The organism is Leucobacter sp. wl10 (assembly GCF_003569785.1).
Classification (GTDB): Bacteria; Actinomycetota; Actinomycetes; order Actinomycetales; family Microbacteriaceae; genus Leucobacter.
Genome location: NZ_KZ984015.1, coordinates 13,091 through 30,254, shown reverse-complemented (window position 1 = coordinate 30,254; position 17,164 = coordinate 13,091). Strand labels below are relative to the sequence as shown.

At 70.2% G+C, this 17,164-nt stretch carries 15 protein-coding genes; 10 read left to right on the top strand and 5 right to left on the bottom strand.

What is annotated here, in order from left to right; translation table 11 throughout:
* The first annotated feature begins 131 nt into the window (after window positions 1–131).
* The 10 genes from D1J51_RS18515 to D1J51_RS16940 all read left to right on the top strand — a co-directional run bounded on the left by D1J51_RS18515 (window position 132) and on the right by D1J51_RS16940 (window position 11,077).
* On the top strand, window positions 132–1,481 hold the full coding sequence (locus D1J51_RS18515; RefSeq protein WP_240423412.1) for a hypothetical protein: 1,350 nt from the start codon (window positions 132–134) through the stop codon (window positions 1,479–1,481).
* On the top strand, window positions 1,481–2,521 hold the full coding sequence (locus D1J51_RS16980; protein WP_119077111.1) for an HAD-IIA family hydrolase: 1,041 nt from the start codon (window positions 1,481–1,483) through the stop codon (window positions 2,519–2,521). The genes D1J51_RS18515 and D1J51_RS16980 overlap by 1 nt, the downstream gene beginning before the upstream one ends.
* A 48-nt stretch (window positions 2,522–2,569) precedes the next feature.
* Window positions 2,570–2,770 (top strand): hypothetical protein, encoded by a 201-nt coding sequence (locus tag D1J51_RS16975; RefSeq protein WP_119077109.1) that lies wholly within the window; start codon window positions 2,570–2,572, stop codon window positions 2,768–2,770.
* On the top strand, window positions 2,760–3,659 hold the full coding sequence (locus tag D1J51_RS16970; protein WP_205548033.1) for a TlyA family RNA methyltransferase: 900 nt from the start codon (window positions 2,760–2,762) through the stop codon (window positions 3,657–3,659). Before D1J51_RS16975 ends, D1J51_RS16970 begins: the two co-directional genes overlap by 11 nt.
* On the top strand, window positions 3,656–4,588 hold the full coding sequence (locus tag D1J51_RS16965; protein ID WP_205548031.1) for an NAD kinase: 933 nt from the start codon (window positions 3,656–3,658) through the stop codon (window positions 4,586–4,588). The genes D1J51_RS16970 and D1J51_RS16965 overlap by 4 nt, the downstream gene beginning before the upstream one ends.
* Window positions 4,585–6,273: a DNA repair protein RecN gene (gene recN, locus D1J51_RS16960; protein ID WP_119077108.1), complete on the top strand. Its 1,689-nt coding sequence runs from the start codon at window positions 4,585–4,587 to the stop codon at window positions 6,271–6,273. The genes D1J51_RS16965 and recN overlap by 4 nt, the downstream gene beginning before the upstream one ends.
* Before the next feature lie 30 nt (window positions 6,274–6,303).
* Window positions 6,304–7,560: an AI-2E family transporter gene (locus D1J51_RS16955; RefSeq protein WP_119077117.1), complete on the top strand. Its 1,257-nt coding sequence runs from the start codon at window positions 6,304–6,306 to the stop codon at window positions 7,558–7,560.
* 119 nt (window positions 7,561–7,679) lie between these two features.
* Window positions 7,680–9,374 carry a CTP synthase gene (locus D1J51_RS16950; RefSeq protein ID WP_119077106.1) on the top strand — a complete coding sequence of 565 codons (1,695 nt, stop codon included), beginning with the start codon at window positions 7,680–7,682 and terminating at the stop codon, window positions 9,372–9,374.
* Window positions 9,355–10,056, top strand: coding sequence for an NUDIX domain-containing protein (locus D1J51_RS16945; RefSeq protein ID WP_119077105.1), 702 nt, complete (start codon window positions 9,355–9,357; stop codon window positions 10,054–10,056). Before D1J51_RS16950 ends, D1J51_RS16945 begins: the two co-directional genes overlap by 20 nt.
* 10 nt (window positions 10,057–10,066) lie before the next feature.
* Entirely contained in the window at window positions 10,067–11,077 is a 1,011-nt protein-coding gene (locus D1J51_RS16940) for a site-specific tyrosine recombinase XerD (protein WP_205548014.1), read from the top strand.
* Between the two features lie 20 nt (window positions 11,078–11,097).
* Here the strand turns inward: D1J51_RS16940 and D1J51_RS16935 are convergent, their stop codons facing one another.
* From D1J51_RS16935 to D1J51_RS16915, 5 genes are all read right to left on the bottom strand, one after another.
* Window positions 11,098–12,573 (bottom strand): dihydroorotase, encoded by a 1,476-nt coding sequence (locus D1J51_RS16935; protein WP_119077103.1) that lies wholly within the window; start codon window positions 12,571–12,573, stop codon window positions 11,098–11,100.
* A 24-nt stretch (window positions 12,574–12,597) separates the two neighbouring features.
* Window positions 12,598–14,022, bottom strand: coding sequence for an MmgE/PrpD family protein (locus D1J51_RS16930; protein ID WP_119077101.1), 1,425 nt, complete (start codon window positions 14,020–14,022; stop codon window positions 12,598–12,600).
* Window positions 14,015–14,830 carry a cyclase family protein gene (locus tag D1J51_RS16925; protein WP_119077099.1) on the bottom strand — a complete coding sequence of 272 codons (816 nt, stop codon included), beginning with the start codon at window positions 14,828–14,830 and terminating at the stop codon, window positions 14,015–14,017. The genes D1J51_RS16930 and D1J51_RS16925 overlap by 8 nt, the downstream gene beginning before the upstream one ends.
* Window positions 14,827–16,026: a CaiB/BaiF CoA transferase family protein gene (locus D1J51_RS16920; protein WP_119077097.1), complete on the bottom strand. Its 1,200-nt coding sequence runs from the start codon at window positions 16,024–16,026 to the stop codon at window positions 14,827–14,829. Before D1J51_RS16920 ends, D1J51_RS16925 begins: the two co-directional genes overlap by 4 nt.
* 228 nt (window positions 16,027–16,254) lie before the next feature.
* On the bottom strand, window positions 16,255–17,142 hold the full coding sequence (locus D1J51_RS16915) for an HpcH/HpaI aldolase/citrate lyase family protein (RefSeq protein WP_119077095.1): 888 nt from the start codon (window positions 17,140–17,142) through the stop codon (window positions 16,255–16,257).
* Window positions 17,143–17,164: the final 22 nt, after the last annotated feature.

Genomic DNA, 17,164 nt, shown 5'->3' with positions numbered 1-17,164 from the left:
GGAGAGTAGGACACCGCCGAACACCACCCCAAGAGGGTCGTACAGTGAATACCAGAGTTGGTGTCGCTGTGCGGCCCTCTTTCCATTTCCAGGCTCGAACAGCTCAATAGCGTATCTTCCGGGAGGCACCCATGAACGATCGACCCCAGCGGAACGAGTCCGCGGATCGCGGCCCCGGCAAGAGACGCGACGGTTCCGGCCGGCCGGCCGGCCGGCCTCGGGGCGAACGAGGTCGCGATGAGCGCCGTGACTCCGGGGGAGCGGACCAGGGGGGCCGCGCCCGCCAGCAGGGAGGGCGTCCCTTCCGCGGCCGGGACGGCGGCGACCGCGACGAGCGTCGGCCCCGTCGCGAGTACGGCGACCGTGACGAGCGCCGACCGCGTCGTGACGGAGACGAGCGCCGACCGCGTCGCGACGGAGACGAGCGCCGACCGCGCCGTGACGGCGAACGGCAGGGGGGCGAGCGGGGCTCCGACCGCGCTCGCCGGGACGACCGCCAGCAGTACGGTCGGGGCGGCACCCGCGGCGGCGGACGCAGCGACCGCGGCGGTCGCGATCGGGAGTACACCGAGGCCGAGAGGCTGCAGCACGAGCTGCGGCCGGTGCGCTCCGAGCACCGGGATCCGGTGATCCCGGACGACGTGCAGGCCAAGGACCTGCACCCGGCCGCCCGCAACGAGCTGAAGACCTTGCAGGCCGACGTCCAGGACCGCGTGGCGCGACACCTCGCGATGGTCGCGATGCTGATCGATGATGACCCCGAGCTGGCGCATCAGCACGCGCTCTCCGCGAGCCGCCGGGCCGGACGCATCCCCGTGACTCGCGAGACGCTCGCCATTACCGCGTACCGCCTCGGGGACTTCTCTCTGGCGCTGCGCGAGCTGCGCACATACCGCCGCCTCAGCGGACTCGACGGGCACGCCGCGCTGGTGGTGGATTGCGAGCGCGGGCTCGGCCGTCCGGAGAAGGCGATCGAGACCGGGCTCGAGGTCGACGCCGAGCAGCTCGACACCGAGCAGCGCGTGCACCTGGCGATCGCGATGTCCGGGGCGCGGCTGGACGTCGGTCAGACGCAGCAGGCGCTGTTCGAGCTGGAGATCCCGGAGCTCAACCCGCGCAAGGCGTTCTCGTGGAGCCCTGAGCTGTTCGCCGCCTACGCCGCGGTGCTCGAGGATCTCGGCCGGGACTCGGAAGCCCGCACGTGGCAGCGGCATGCGGACCGCGCGGCCGCGGCGCTGCAGGATCATCTCGGCGCGATGGACGAGCTCGAGGTGTTCGAGATCTTCGAGTCGCTCGAGGAAGCGGACCGGAACGACGAGGCCGCGCTCGCGGAGACCGGGGAGCCGATCGCGGAGCCGAGGCCCGAGGCCGGCGCACCGCGATCGTTCGAGGAGGAGGTCGTCGCCGAGGTGGATGAGCTGCTGGCCGATCCCGGCGTCGTCGACGCCGCTGCCGATCGGAAGCCGGAGGTCGACGAGTAGTGGGCCTCTTCGGTACGAAGCGCACGGGGTTCGACCCCGCCCCCCTCGAGGGACGCGAGCTGCTGCTCGCCGATCTCGACGGCGTGGTCTACCGCGGCCCGGGCGCGATCCCGGGCGCCGTCGAGCAGCTCAACCGCGCCGCCGATTCCGTGCGACTCGGCTACCTGACCAACAATGCGTCGCGCACCGACGAGACCGTCGCCGCGCACCTGCGCGAGCTGGGGCTGCGGGTCGAGGCTCGCGACGTCGTCACGTCTCCGCAGGCGGCCGTCGCGCTGCTCGCTCGGACGGTACCGGCCGGGTCCCGAGTGCTCGTGGTGGGCGGCGACGGCCTGGTCGACGAGCTCGAGAAGGCCGGCTTCGCCGTCACCCGTAGCGCCTACGACGATCCCGCCGCCGTCGTGCAGGGCTTCGCCCCCCACGTGGGGTGGGAGCACCTCGCCGAGGCGTCGTTCGCGCTCGCCGAGCGGCCGGGGCGCGATCCGCTGCCTTGGATCGCGACCAACACGGACTGGACCATCCCCGTCGCCCGCGGGCTCGCCCCGGGCAACGGCACGCTCGTCTCCGCGGTGCACACGGCCGTGCAGCGGCTGCCGGTGTTCGCGGGTAAGCCCGAGACCCCCATCTTCGAGGCGGCCTTCGAGCGTTTCGGCACGCGCAACGCGCTGATGATCGGCGATCGGCTCGACACGGACATCAAGGGCGCGCAGGCGGCCGGAATCCCGTCGCTCCAAGTGCTCACCGGCGTCGATCGCCCGAAGCAGCTCATCGCCGCGTCGCAGGACATGCGCCCCGACTACATCGTCGCCTCGCTCGCAGAGCTCGAGAGGCCGTATCCCCGCACCGAGCGGCTGAAGGACGGCACGATGCAGGTCGGCACTGCGAAGGTGCGCATGGAGGGTCACATCGCGAGCGTCGTGGCGGAGGGCGATTCGCCGCTCGAGCTGCTGCGCGCGGGATGCGCTGCCGTGTGGGCCTCCGGCCTCGCGATCTACGGGCTGAAGATCCCCGAGATCATCTACGAGGATCACTGGGCCTAGGGCCCCTCCGACCTCTCGAATGTCGCCGGCGATGGGTAGGCTGGACGCATGAGCGGAATCGAGGATCGCGGGGCAGAAACAGCCGGGTCGCCCGGACCCGCCGAATCCGGCGCCGACCCCGGCGGTGACGGCCTGCTCGGACGCATCGAGCTCATCGAGGCGCAACCGCTGCCGCAGCGCGCGGCCGGTTTCGAGCAGCTGCACGACGAGCTGCTCGCCGAACTCCAGCGGGGCGACGGTGGCAGCTGAGGCGAACGCCGACCTCGGAGCAGCCGTCTGGAACGGCGCGCCGGAGCGGCTCGACCGGGTGCTGCCCCGGCTCGGCCTCGCTCGATCCCGCAGCCGCGCCGCCGAGCTCATCGCGAGCGGCGGGGTGCTGCTCGACGACACCCCCGCGGTGAAGGCCGGCACTCGCGTGGACCCCGGGTCCCGCGTCGTCGTCACCGAGTCCGATCGCTACGTGAGCCGCGCCGCGCACAAGCTCGCCGCTGCCCTCGACCTCTTCGGCCTCGATCCCTCGCGCCGGCTCGCGCTCGATCTGGGAGCCTCGACCGGAGGGTTCACGCAGGTGCTGCTCGAGCGCGGCGCGATCGCGGTGCAGGCGATCGACGTCGGCCACGGCCAGCTGGCGCCCGAGCTGCGCCAGGACCCGCGGGTGCGCCTCGTCGAGGGTCGCAACGCCCGCGAGCTGACCCCCGAGGGTCTCGCGGCCGACACCGGCCTCGCGGAGGCCCCCAGCGTGGTCGTCGCCGACCTCTCCTTCATCTCGCTGACGCTCGTGCTCCCCGCCGCCGCGCGCTGCGCCGCGCCCGACGCCGATCTCGTGCTGCTCATCAAACCGCAGTTCGAGGTCGGGCGGGTGCGCGACGGCGTGGTGACCGATCCCGGGCAGTGGGCCGAGGCCATCCGCCTCGTGCTGCGGGCCGCGGCCGAGCAGCACCTGGTAACGCTCGGCCTCGCCGCCTCGCCCATCACCGGAGGCAGCGGCAACCGCGAGTTCCTCGTGCACTTCGCGCGCCGAGAACGGGCGGGCGGGCCGACGGCCGATCCGACAGAATGGGAGGAGCGGATCGCGCGGCTCTGCGGAGCGCCCGCGCGAGACGGGCGACTCGATGCGCGAGCGGGAGGAGGATCATGACCACGGCTCAGATCGGCGATGCGCGGCGATTCCTCATCGTCTCGCACACGCACCGCGACGAGGCGGTGGCGGCGACCGTCGAGGCGATGGCCGCGCTGCACGCAGCGGGGGTGACGCCGGTGCTCGACGCGCAGGATCGCGAGGAGTTCGCTCCTCACATCGAGATCGAGCAGACCGCGCAGCTCGGCCGCGACGTCGCGATCGGCGAGCTCGAAGTCGCGATCGTGCTCGGCGGCGACGGCACGATCCTGCGGGCGGCGGAGTTGCTGCGCGGATCGGAGTGCCCCATCGTGGGCGTCAACCTGGGGCACGTCGGCTTTCTCGCCGAGATGGAGAGCTACGATCTCGCTTCGACGATTGATCGCGTGCTGCGACGCGACTACACGGTGGAGGAGCGGTTGACGCTCGACGTGCGCGCCACGTGCGACGGGGAGGTCATCGCCGACACCTGGGCGCTCAACGAGGCGAGCGTCGAGAAGCGCAGACGCATGCTCGAGGTCGAGATCGGCGTCGATGGTCTGCCCGTGTCGTCGTTCGCGTGCGACGGCGTGGTGCTCGCCACCCCGACCGGGTCCACGGCGTACGCGTTCTCGGCGGGCGGCCCCGTCGTGTGGCCCGGCGTGCAGGCGATGCTCGTGGTGCCCATCGCGGCGCACGCGCTGTTCGACCGACCCCTGGTCACGGGCACCGACTCCGTGCTGAGCGTGCGCATCCTGCCCGAGAACATCGGGCCGGGGGTGATGTGGTGCGACGGCCGCCGTCGCACCGAGCTCCCGGCGGGATCGATCGTGCAGGTGTGCCGCTCGGAGTACTCCGTGCGTCTGGCGCGGCTCAACGAGGGCGTGTTCTCCGATCGTCTCGTGCGCAAGTTCCACCTGCCGGTCTCGGGGTGGCGCGGCCCGCGCCGAGAGGGCGGAGCCACTGCGTGATCGAGGAGCTGAGGATCCGGGATCTCGGGGTCATCGCCGACGCGACGCTGCCGCTCGGCCCCGGGTTCACCGCGATCACCGGTGAGACCGGAGCGGGCAAGACGATGGTGGTGAGCGCCCTCGGTCTGCTCATGGGGGAGCGCGGCGACGCGGGAGCGGTGCGGGGCGGGGCCGCCCACGCGCGCGTCGGCGGAGTCGTGCGCACCGCAGACTCCGCGGTGGCCGAGATCGTCGAGGAGCTGGGGGGCGATGTCGAGGACGGCGAGCTGGTGCTGAGCCGCACGGTGAGCGCGGAGGGCCGCAGTCGGGCGACGGTCGGCGGATCGAGCGCTCCCGTCGGATCGCTCGGTCGGCTGGCCGAGCGCCTCTTCGCCGTGCACGGGCAGTCGGAGCAGCTGCGGCTGCGATCCCTCGCTGCCCAGCGCGACACTCTCGACCGCTTCGGCGGCGAGGGACTCGCGGCCGTGCTGCGGGAGTACCGCGCCGTCCATCGCGAACGACAGGATCTCGAGGAGCGCGTCGCCGAGCTCCGCGGGGCGCGGGACGAGCGAGCAGCGGAGGCGATGCGCCTGAGGGCGGAACTGGAGGAGATCGCCGCCGTGGACCCGCAGCCGGGCGAGGAGGCGGAGCTGGGGCAGCGCATCGAGCTGCTGAGCAATGCCGAGGCGCTGCGCGCGGCGACCTCGACCGCTCACGAGGCGCTCTCGAGCGACTCCGACGACCCCATGATCCGAGACGCCGCCGGTCTCGTGGACGAGGCGCTCCGGGAGGTGGAGCGCGTGGCCGACCACGACCGGCGACTCGCATCGGTGCTCGAGACGCTGCGCAGCGTGAGCTTCCAAGTGGCCGATGCTGCGCGCGAGCTCGCGGCCTACGCCGCGGACCTCGACCAGGAGGGGCCGGGCGAGCTGGCGAGCGCCAACGAGCGGCTCGCGGGGCTGAACACGCTGTTCCGGGCGTACGGCTCGGATTCGGCCGCGGTGGTCGAGTACGCGGCGGGTGCGGCGCGCCGTCTCACCGAGCTCGACGGCGACGACGAGCTGATCGAAGAGCTCGGGGCGCGCCTCGAGACGACGGCCGCGCGAGAGCGCGAGCTGGCGGCACGACTCTCCGAGCTGCGGTCCGCCGCCGCGGTGCGGCTCTCCGAACTCGTCACGGTGGAGCTGCGCCAGCTCGCGCTCCCCGACGCGGAGTTCGTGGCGCGGGTATCGCCCCTCGACGGACTGGGGGCCTCCGGCGGCGACGAGGTGCAGCTGCTGCTGAGCCCCCACCCGGGCTCGGCGCCCCGCCCCATCGGCAAGAGCGCCTCCGGCGGCGAGCTGTCGCGCGTCATGCTGGCGCTCGAGGTGGTGCTCGCCGGGGCCGATCCCGTTCCGACCTTCGTGTTCGACGAGGTCGACGCGGGCGTCGGCGGCGCCGCGGCCATCGAGATCGGCCGCCGCCTCGCCCGCCTCGCGCGCACATCCCAGGTGATCGTGGTGACGCACCTCGCGCAGGTGGCGGCGTTCGCGAGCAACCACCTGCAGGTGGTGAAGGACTCCTCGGGCGGCTTCACGGAGAGCAGCTGCCGTCGCCTCGACGGCGACGAGCGCTTGGCCGAGATGGCGCGACTGCTTTCGGGGCTCAGCGACTCCGGAAGCGCCCTCGAGCACGCCGCCGAGCTGCTCGCGCTGCGCGACGCGTGAATGTCGCAGGTGAATGGTACGCTCAGCCGCATGGCGAAGTTGTTCGGACGAAGGCGAGGCGTCGCAAAACCCGCGCTCGACGATGGCGAGGAGGCCAAGGCGGCCTACCTCGACAGTCATCCCGATGTCGTGCACGCCGACCTCGAGCAGATGGACACCGAGACCCGCGAGATGTACCGCGACGCCCGCGAGGCCGCGGTCGACGCGCGCCAGGAGCGCGCCAAGGCCCAAACGCGCGAGTTCGTGGTGCGCGGGCCGTTCCAGCTGGGCTTCACGGTCACGCTGGGCGTGCTCGTCGCCCTGCTGTTCGGCGCGATCGTCGACCAGCTCACCACCATCATCATGTACGTTGCGGCGGCGCTCTTCGTGGCGCTGGGCCTCGACCCGGTGGTGCGCTGGCTCGAGCGCAAGGGGCTGAGGCGGCCGCTCGGCATCGCGGTCGTGTTCGGCGGCTTCGTCCTGGTGATCGCCGGTCTGCTGGCCGTCATCATCCCGATGATCGCGAACCAGATCTCGCTGCTGGTTCGCAGCGCCCCCACCCTGTTCCGGGAGGTCACCAGCCAGCAGTGGTTCCTGGAGGTGAACGAGCGCTTCGGCAAGTTCGTGGATTTCGACGGGCTGCTGCAGATGGGACAGGACTTCGTGGGCGATCCGGGCAACTGGGCTCAGGTCGCCGGAGGCGTGTGGCAGGCGGGCATCGGGATCGCCAACGGGCTGACGGCCGCGCTCATCGTGCTGATCCTCACGCTCTACTTCCTCGCGTCGCTGCGCACCATCAAGCGGGCCTTCTACTCGCTCGTGCCCCGATCCGGCCGCGCGAAGGTGATCGACATCACCGAGCAGGTCACCAAGTCGGTCGGCGGATACGTCAGCGGCATGGTCGTGCTCGCCTTCATCAACTCGGTGCTCGGCTTCGTCATGATGACGATCGTGGGCGTGCCGTTCGCGGGCCTGGTCGCCGTGGGCGTCTTCATGCTGGCGCTGATCCCGCTCATCGGATCGGTCACCGCGACCGTGCTCGTGTCGATCGTGGCGCTCTTCAACTCGCCGACCGCCGCGATCACCGCGGCGGTCTACTACCTCATCTACATGCAGATCGAGTCGTATCTGTTCACTCCGCGCATCATGAACCGGGTGGTATCGGTGCCCGGGGCGCTCGTGGTGATCGGTGCCCTCGCAGGCGGCACCCTGCTGGGGCTGCTGGGCGCGCTCATCTCGATCCCCGTCACCGCGATGGTGCTCATGATCATCAAGCAGGTGTGGGTGCCGCGGCAGGAGCTGCGCTAGGGCCGTCGCCCGGCGCTAGAGGTCTCGACGAGCATGGTGAGCGGCGGATCCGCGTCTCGGTCCCCCTCATGCCCGGCCTCCCTGTCCGCGCGATGCCGCACCTGATAGGATCGAAGCCCGTGGGAACAGAGCAGCGAACGGACCAGATCCGCGTTACCAAGCACATCTTCGTGACCGGGGGTGTCGTCTCCTCCCTCGGCAAGGGGCTCACCGCCGCGAGCCTCGGAAATCTGCTCACCGCGCGCGGTCTGCACGTGGTCATGCAGAAGCTCGATCCGTACCTCAACGTCGATCCCGGCACCATGAACCCGTTTCAGCACGGCGAGGTCTTCGTGACCGACGACGGGGCGGAGACCGACCTCGACATCGGGCACTACGAGCGCTTCCTGGGCATCAACCTGTCGCAGGCCGCCAACGTCACCACCGGCCAGATCTACTCGACGGTCATCGCCAAGGAGCGCCGCGGCGAGTACCTCGGCGACACGGTGCAGGTGATCCCGCACATCACCAACGAGATCAAGCGCCGCATGCGCCTGCAGGCCTCCGAGACCCCCCAGCCCGACGTGATCATCACCGAGGTCGGCGGCACGGTCGGCGACATCGAGTCGCAGCCGTTCCTCGAGGCGGCGCGCCAGGTGCGCCACGAGCTGGGCCGCAACAACGTGTTCTTCGTGCACGTTTCGCTGGTGCCGTTCATGGGGGCCTCGGGCGAGCAGAAGACGAAGCCCACGCAGCACTCCGTCGCGGCCCTCCGATCCATCGGCATCCAGCCCGACGCGCTCGTGCTGCGCAGCGACCGCCCCGTCACCGACGACAACCTGCGCAAGATCGCCCTCATGTGCGACGTCGACGAGGACGCCGTCGTCAACGCGATCGACGTGCCGAGCATCTACGACCTGCCGCGTCTGCTCAACGATCAGGGCCTCGACCAGACCATCGTCGAGGACCTCGGGTTCGTGGACCGCGCTCACGAGGTTGACTGGAGCGGCTGGCAGCCCGTGCTCGACGCCGTGCACCACCCGAGGGGCGAGGTCACGCTCGCGCTCGTGGGCAAGTACATCGACCTGCCCGACGCCTACCTGTCCGTCACCGAGGCGCTGCGCGCGGGCGGCTTCGCGCACTCCACCAAGGTCAACATCAAGTGGGTGCCCTCCGACGACTGCGAGACGCCCGAGGGCGCGCTCGAAGCCCTCGGCGAGGTCAACGGCATCTGCGTTCCCGGCGGCTTCGGCATCCGCGGCATCGAGGGCAAGCTCGGTGCGCTGCGCTTTGCCCGCGAGAACGGCATCCCCACGCTCGGCCTCTGCCTCGGCCTGCAGTGCATGGTGATCGAGTACGCCCGCAACGTCGTCGGGCTCGAGAGCGCGTCGTCGAGCGAGTTCGATCCCGAGACGCCGGTGCCCGTCATCGCGACCATGGCGGAGCAGGTCGACATCATCGACGGCGGCGACATGGGCGGCACGATGCGCCTCGGCCTCTACGAGGCGGTGCTGGCCGAGGGGTCCCTCACGGCGAAGCTCTACGGCGCCTCGACGGCGAGCGAGCGCCACCGGCACCGCTACGAGGTGAACAACCGCTACCGCGAGCAGATCGCCGAGGCGGGGCTCTCGTTCTCGGGCACCAGCCCCGAAGGCGCGCTCGTCGAGTACGTCGAGCTGCCGACCGACGTGCACCCGTTCTACGTGGCCACGCAGGCGCACCCCGAGCTGCGTTCGCGCCCCGGCAAGCCGCACCCGCTCTTCGCGGGGCTCGTGAGCGCCGCGATCGACCGCCGCGAAGCGACGAGGCTGTTCGATGTCGAGCCCGCCGAGTAGCCCCCCGCCCATCGAGGCCGACGGGTCCGCGGGCGATCCGCCCCCCGCCCCCCTCGTCGACGAGCCCGCCGCGGACGTGCGCGTGCTCGAGAGCGAGCTGCTCGTGCGCGGCCGCGTCTGGGACGTGCGGCGGGATCGCTTCGAGTTCGGCGGGGCGGAGCTCGTGCGCGACTACATCGATCACACCGGCGCGGTGGCGGTGCTGGCGCTCGACGCCGAGGAGCGCGTGCTGCTGATCCGGCAGTACCGGCACGCGATCGCGCACCGGGACTGGGAGATCCCGGCGGGGCTCATGGATGCTCCGGAGGAGTCCGGGCTCCTGGCGGCGCAGCGCGAGCTGGCCGAGGAGGCCGATCTGCGCGCGGAGCGGTGGGACCTGCTGCTCGACGAGTTCCTCTCGCCGGGCGGCACGAGCGAGGCGATGCGCGTCTTCCTCGCGCGCGATCTGCGCGCCGTCGAGCACGACTACGAGCGCTCCGACGAGGAGGCCGAGCTGGTGCCGCGCTGGGTGCCCTTGGCCGACGTCGTCGAGGCCGCTCTCGCGGGGCGGGTGCAGAACGCCGTCACGGTGAGCGCCGTGCTGGCCGCCTGGGCCTCCCGCGAGCGGGGCTGGACGACGCTGCGCGATCCCGAACTGCCGTGGACCGCTCGAGAAGCCTCACGCGGAGAGCGCTCGGCCTGATGGGCGCACCATGGCGCTGACGGCGGCGCAGGGGATGGAGCACTACCTGCGTCACGTCGCCCTGGAGCGCGGGCTCTCGGCCAACAGCCGGGCGGCCTACCGGCGCGACCTCGCGGCCTACGCCGCCTGGCTCGAAGGTCGCGGCATCCGCGACCTCGCCGGGGTCGCGCCCGAGACGCTCTCGGAGTACGTCGCCGAGCTCGGGCGCACCGTCGGACCCGAGGCCGGACCCGAGGCCGCACCCGAGGCCGCGTCGCGCCCGCTCGCGCCTGCCTCCATCGCCCGACGCCTCTCGACCGTGCGCGGCATGCACCGCTTCCTCTTCGAGGAGGGGCTGCTCGAGAGCCACGCGGGCAGCGGCGTGCGCACCCCCAAGCGCGCGCAGCGGCTGCCCAAGGCGCTCGCCGTCGAGGATGTGGAGGCGCTGCTCGACGCCGCGGGGGACCCCCGGGGCGACGATGCGGTCGGGTCGCGCGACCGCGCGCTGCTCGAACTGCTGTATGCGACGGGGGCTCGCGTGAGCGAGGTCACTGCACTCGACATCGACGACCTGCTCGCGGTATCGGGCCGGGGCGACGTGTGGGGCGACCCCGAGCGGGCGTTGGGCGAGGGGGGAATGCTGCAGGTCACCGGCAAGGGATCGAAGCAGCGGATCGTGCCCTACGGCAGCTACGCCGGCCGTGCGCTCGCCGCTTACCTCGTGCGCGCCCGGCCGCAGATGGCCGCCCGCGGCAAGGGAACGCCCGCGCTCTTCGTGGGACCGCGCGGGGGGCGACTGTCGCGGCAGAGCGCCTGGCTCGTGATCCGCGCCGCGGCGGAGCGCGCCGGCATCGCGAGCCAGGTCTCGCCTCACACGCTGCGGCACTCCTTCGCCACCCACCTGCTCGCCGGCGGCGCTGACGTGCGCACGGTGCAGGAGCTGCTCGGCCACGCGTCGGTCACCACCACGCAGATCTACACGCAGGTGACGGCCGACACGCTGCGGGAGCACTATCTTCTGGCGCACCCCCGCGCCCGCTGAGGATCAGCGGCCGGTACTGATCAGGCCGTCGCTTTCGGGCCGCGAGCCACGTAGCGCCCCACAGGGTCTCCGATGCTCCGGCCCTCGGCGAGCACGTGGTGGCCGCGCACGAAGGTATCGCTGACGGCGGCCTCGAGCGTGAAGCCGTCGAATGGCGTGTACTCTTGCGCCGACTCGGAATCCTCGGGACGGATCACGGTGGTCTTCGAGGGATCGACGAGTGCGATGTCAGCGTCGTAGCCGATGGCGATGTCGCCCTTGCCGGTGAGGCCGAAGCGGCGCGCCACATTCCACGAGGTGATCCGGGCAATGAGCTGCTCCGGGACGCCGCGCTTCAAGCCGGCCCCGACGAGGCCGGGGAGCAGGTACTCGGCGCCGCCGAAGCCGGAGCGGGCCGCGAAGATGTCGTCGCGCTTGTCGCCCTTGCCGAACTTCTCGCTCTCTGTGCAGCAGGCGTGGTCGCTGACCACCCAGTCGATGTCGCCGGCGATCAGGTGCTGCCACAGGGCCTCTATGTCGGCCTCGGAGCGCAGCGGCGGGTTGACTTTGCCGCCGAGGTTGGCGGCCGTGTTGTAACTTGCGAGCAGGTGGCCGATCGTGACCTCGCGGCGGAAGTCGACGTGTGGGAATGTCTGCTTCATCAGCATGGCCGCCTCCAGCGCCTTCGCCGAGGTGAGGTGCAGCAGATTGATGGTCGGCAAGCGGGTCTCATGCGCGAGGTATGAGGCGATGGTGATAGCGAGGCCCTCGGAGTGCGGTGGGCGGGCCGCGCTGTAGGCCTCGAGACCCTTGAGGTTGCCCTCCTCCTGCACGATCTGAGTGTAGGCGCGCATGATCTCGGCGGTCTCGCAATGCAGGCTGAGCGAGATCTCGTCAGCGTACTCGGGAAGTTCCTCGCGCAGCCTCTGCACGCCGCGCATCACGAATTCGAAGTGGGCGATATCGTAGCTCTCGCCCTCGGGCAGCATGAGGAACTCGCGCTGGCTCGACGATGCGCCGTGCAAGCCGAATCCGCCGTAGAACATGTAGATCTTGAAGGACGTCACGCCGAAGTTCTTGGTGAGCATCGGCAGCTCTTCGATGTGCTGCTTGGACATTGGCGCGACGTGGAAGGCGTAGTCGATATGCGCGCGGCCCTCGCAGGCCTCGAGCACCTTCGGCATGAACCGCGCGTAGGATCCGCCCTCGTTCATGTAGTACTGGCCGGTGCGGGTGTAGTTGATGCCCGTCGTCACGCCTCCCTGAGCCGATGCGCGGGATTCGCTGACGACATCCTCGTGCAGCGGGTTGTAGATGCCCCAGTGCTGGTGCGCGTCGATGACGCCGGGAAAGGCGAGTTTGCCGTCGCCGTGGAGGACCTGCTCGGCGCGATCCGCCTTGATGGACGCGGCCAACGCGGCGACCTTGCCGTCCTTGACCGCGATGTCGCCGCTGAACGGCTCCGCGTTCGCACTGATCACTCGAACGTTCTTGAGAAGAAGGTCGAACTCAGACATGTTCTCTCCTTATAGAATTCTGTTTCAGTTGGTCGGGGTGGGAATGCGGAGATCGACGCGCAGGGCGTCGCCGACGGCGGTCAGGCCCTCGAAACGGGCGATCGCATCGCGCACGTGAGCGATCCCAGCGGCATCGAGTACGCGCGAGGCGTTATCCTCGAACTTCGAGCCGAGTTCGTCGAAGCTCAGCGGGCGGGCCGGGCCGCCCCGGTTGACGAGCACCTTCTTCACGAGTTCGCGCCCGTCGACGGTGGTGACGCGCAGCACGCCGGGGAACTGATGCGGGAAGATGGCGTCGCACTCCGCGTCGGCGACAACGCTCACCTTTGCCATGATCGAGCGCAGCGCGGGATCGGTGGCCCGTTCGTCGCTGAAGTCATCGAGACCGAGCCCCAGGCCTCCGCCCCCGCTCAGGGCCGCCGCGATGACGAATGGCGCGCTGAACTGCGCCATGTAACCGGTCTCGGGTGCTCGTTTCACCTCGATCGGTTCGCCGATGGTGCGCGCCGGTGCCGTGGCGGCACCGAGCACGATGCTCTCGACGTCCTCGGGCCGCAGCCCCTCCTCGCGCAGTTCGAGGGCTGCGTCAATCGCGGCGTGCGTGAAGTGGTTGGCCGGGTAGGGCTTGAAGAAGATACCGGGCACCGACCATTCGGCGCCGAGGCCCCGCGTGATCTCCTCGGGTGAGAACTTGCCGTGCAGCCAGGCCTCGAAGAAGCCGAAGCGGCCTTCGAGCACCGTCGGCGGGCCGGTGAAGCCGAGCTTCACAAGCTGGGCCGCCGAGACCGCGGAGTGCGCCGCCCAGCCGCAGTGCATGCGCTTGACGGTGCCGCCGGTGCGGTTCGACTCGATGATCCCGGACGCCATCGATGCGGTCACGCCGAGGGCGTCCGAGATTCCGACCTCGTCGAGGCCGAGCAGCATGCCGGCGGAGACGGCCGCGCCCATCGCGCCGGTAATCGAGGTGGCATGCTGGCCGTGCTCGAAGAACGTGGAGTTGCCGGACTCGCCGTCGTAGCCGGCCATGCCGAGACGGATGCACACCTCGATGCCGACCGCGATCGCCGTGATGGTCTGCTCTCCGGTGGCCCCGTTCGCCTCTGCCGCTGCGAGCGCAGCGGGGATGATCGAGGCGCTGGGGTGCAGTACCGAGGGAAGGTGGGTGTCGTCGTAGTCGAGCGAGTGCGCGAGCACGCCGTTGACGAACGCGGCGCCCGCAGCCGTCACTTTCTCGTCGATGCCGATCGCGGTGGCCTGCGGGGCGCCGCCCTGCTGCGCCACCCATGCGATGGCCGCGTGGCTTGTCCGCAGCTCGGTCGCCGCGAAGCAGATGCCCAGGATATCGAGCACACGCCCGCGCACGCTCTCGACGACGTCCGCGGGAAGAGCGGCGTAGCTCGCCTCGGCTGCGAAGCGGGCGAGGCGCTGGGAGAGGGTGGGATCACTCACCGGAAACCACCGCCAGCGGGCGCACAGGGGAGCCGGTTGCGCCGAAGATGTTGAGCGGGACGAGCATCAGGGTGAACTCGAGCACGCGTTCCCGCGAGACCTCCTCGAGATCCATTGCCTCGATGATGTAGATGCCGTTCTCCACGAGGAAGATGCGGTGGACGGGGAGCAGGCCGTGCCCGGCGCCGGGCTTGAGGCACTCGAAGGCGATCGAGTCGGCGCCCGCCGCGTGGATGCCCCGGTCGGCGAGCCACTCGCCGACCTCAGGGCCGATCCCGGGCACACCGCTGGGACCGCCGACGAACGCGGCGCCCTCGTCGAACTTCGCACCCCAGCCGGAGCGGATCAGCACGACGTCGCCTTCCCGGATTTCCGTGCCCTGCGCCGCGAGCGTCGCGGTGAAGTCGTCGAGCGTGATCTCGTAGCCGCCGTCGAGCGCCGTGACGCCCTTGTGGGCTGCGACGTCGACCAGTACGCCGCGGCGGATCATCGGCTCGATCGTGTGCACGCCGTGCTCGACGTACTTGCCGCCGAGACAGGCCTCCCCGGCGTCGGCACCGCCGTGGAGCCTGCCGTCCTGACTGACGTGGGCGAGTGCGTCGATGTGAGTGCCGACGTGGGTGCCCGTGGTGATCATGTCGTTGGCCGCGCTGCCGCCGTCTGCCCGCACCATGTCGCCGTGGCGGCGGGGCAGCACATGCCAGAACTGGGGGTGGTTGGGCGACTGCGGCATGCCGATGCGCAGTTGGCGGGCGAGGTCGTAGGTTTTGAGGCCCTGCGAGAGTGCGTCGAGGAGTCGGTCGGTCACTTGATCGCATCACTTTCTCTGAGGTCGTGAATCTGGTCTTCGCTGTACCCTGCCCGGCGCAGCACCTGATCGGTGTCGGCGCCATGCGCGCGGCCGGTGAAGCGAATGGACCCGGGGGACTTCGACATGCGCCACATCACATTGTGTTGCAGCAGCTCACCGAGGTCGGGATCGTCGACCTCGGTGAGCATCTCGGTCTCGCGGATATGAGGATCGTTCACGATGTCGGCGGCGTCGTAGATGGGAGCAATCGCGGCGCCGGCCTCGTTGAAAGCCACGACCACCTCGTCGAGGCTGCGGGCTCCGACCCAGTCGCCCACGTATGCGTCGAGCAGATCTACGTGTTCGACGCGTCCGGTGCCGGTCGCGAACCAGGGTTCGTCGATGACCTCGGGATGGCCGACGAGGTGCATCACGCGCTCAGCGATGCTCTGGGCACTCGTGGAGATAGCGATCCACTTGCCGTCGGCGGTGAGGTATGTGTTGCGCGGGGCGTTGTTCACCGATCGGTTGCCGTTGCGCATGCCGATGATACCCAACTGCTGGTAGACGGAGGGGGAGGGGCCGACGGCGGTGAGCATGGGCTCGAGAATGCTCATGTCGACGACCTGCCCCTCGCCGGTGCGATCGCGATGCCGCAGCGCCATGACGGTGGCCGACGAGGCGGCGATGCCGCAGATGCTGTCCGCGAGCCCGAAGGCGGGCAGACTCGGGGGAGCGTCGGCCGGACCTGTGAGGTGCGCGAAGCCGCTCATCGCCTCGGCGAGGGTGCCGAAACCGGCGCGGCCTGAGTACGGACCGGTCTGACCGAAGCCGGTGATGCGCACGATGACGATGCCGGGATTTATCTCGTGCAGTGCCTCGGGGGAGAGCCCCCAGCGTTCGAGCGTACCCGGGCGGAAGTTCTCCACCAGCACATCGGCGTCGGCCGCGAGGCGCTTCAGCACCTCGGCGCCCTCGGCTCTGCCGAGGTTCAGAGCGATACCTCGCTTGTTGCGGGAGATCTCCTTCCACCAGATGGGATGCCCGTTCTTCTGATGACCGTGGCCGCGCAGTCCATCGGGCTTGCTCGGATGCTCGATCTTGATGACCTCTGCCCCGAAGTCTCCGAGGATCTGGCAGCACAGCGGGCCGGCGATGATGGTCGATGCATCGATGACCGTGATGCCCTCGAGCGGAGCGGGGTGAGTGCTCAACGGTGTGTCTCCCTTGGCTGACGGTGGCGGGCGGGGAGCCCGTCGCGTGGTGCGTCTCGTCGACGTCGCTTCGGAACAGTCTCGATGCGGTTCCGATGAGAGAAACGATATAACAATCCGTTCGCGCTGTCATCTGCGGGCAAGAAAGTTTGAGAAATTAAGGAATCTTTACGCTGATTACGTCCTGATGGGCGCACATTCGGATTGAGGTTGATTCATATCGTTCCGCTAAACGGAATTATTGTCTTCATCGCCGGCGTTACCGTTCTGCTGCGCTATGCCGAGCACGCGTCTCGCGGTCTCCACCATCGCGGCATCGATGAAGGAGCCGTCTGCGAGCACCACCGTCCCGGCGGCGTCGGAGGTGCGGTCGCCCACGCGGCGCAGTGTCTCCTCGGCTTGAAGCACCTCTGCGTGGGTAGGAGTGAACGATTCCCGGATGGGTGCGAGCTGGGCCGGATGGATCGCCGATCTGCCCAGGAAGCCGAGGGCGCGGCCCGCCTCGCAGCTGCGCCGCAGGCCGTCTTCGTCTCGCACGTTCGTGTACACGCTCATGAGCGGCGGCAGCAGGCCCGCCGCAGCCGCGGCGTTCACGATCCGCGCACGCTGCCACGCGAGCCCCGGCTCTCCTGCTGCGCCCGCACGAAGCCCAAGCGAGGATCGCAGATCCGCCTCGCCGAGCCCGACCGATATCACGCCGGCACTCGCGATGCCGAAGGCGTTCTCGACGCCGAGCGCAGACTCGATGAGCGCGTGGATCCCGCGGGCGGGGTCAGTAGTCGCGGCGGCCTGCACATCTTCGGCGCTGTGGACCTTGGGGAGCCTGATGCCGACGCGCAGATCGAGCTCGGCGACCGTCTCGAGGTCGGCCTTGTGCCACTCCGATCCGCGCGCGTTGACGCGCACCTGCACCTGCGGGGACCCGCCCCACTCCGAGAGGGCCGGGGCGAGATGAGACCGGGCCGCAGTCTTCTGCGCCGGTACCACGGCGTCCTCCAGGTCGATGACGACGACGTCGGCGCCTGCCACCAGGGCCTTCGCCACGCGATCCGGCCGGTTGCCGGGAGCGTACAGGAGGGTGAGCGGGATGTGGTTGTGCGCTGCGTTGCGTGTCATGGCGGTGATTTCTTCGTCTGCG